A 577-nucleotide genomic window follows, 5' to 3' on the forward strand; every position below is an offset into this window, starting at 1 on the left:
TAATTGATCTCCATGATCTAAGTGCAAATATGATCTTTGCCGACCAATTATAAAAGAATAGGAACCTTTGGATTCGATCTTTAAAGTGTCAGAGAATGTACCATCTTCATTAATTGAGATTGTTTTCTTGAAATTATTACCATTTCCAAATACACTAATCTCATTTTCTACGACATTATTTACCTTTCCTGAGAAAAGCACATAATCTATTTTACTTTCTTTATTACAAGCAGCTAAGCATAGTAAGCAACTTAATACCCAAAGGAGTGATTTGATTTTCATAGGGTGTATATTAAATACTAAGCTCGTTAAAAACTTCTACAAGTTTAGGGTCGGATGGTCTTGGTGCACTTGCACTTACAATTTTACCTTCGGGATCAATTAAGATAAATCTAGGGATTCCTCTTATTCCATAATCAACAATAAATTGAGATCCCCAATTGTTGTCTGCAAATAATTGAACTCCACCTAATTCCTTTTCTTTCACCATTGCTTTCCAGGCACCGTGTTGTGGTTTTTTATCAATAGAAATACTTACAAATTCGATATTCTTATCGTGATATTGTTTTTCGATTTT

The 577-nt window shown here is 32.2% G+C and carries 1 protein-coding gene and 1 pseudogene; both read right to left on the minus strand.

What is annotated here, in order from left to right:
• Positions 1-282, minus strand: a pseudogene (locus Z053_RS29610) (TlpA family protein disulfide reductase); the annotation flags it as partial.
• A 10-nt stretch (positions 283-292) separates the two neighbouring features.
• The coding region (locus Z053_RS29615; RefSeq protein ID WP_035097308.1) for a TlpA family protein disulfide reductase at positions 293-577 on the minus strand (285 nt) is incomplete at its 5' end.

This window comes from Aquimarina megaterium XH134 (assembly GCF_000520975.1).
Classification (GTDB): Bacteria; Bacteroidota; Bacteroidia; order Flavobacteriales; family Flavobacteriaceae; genus Aquimarina; species Aquimarina megaterium.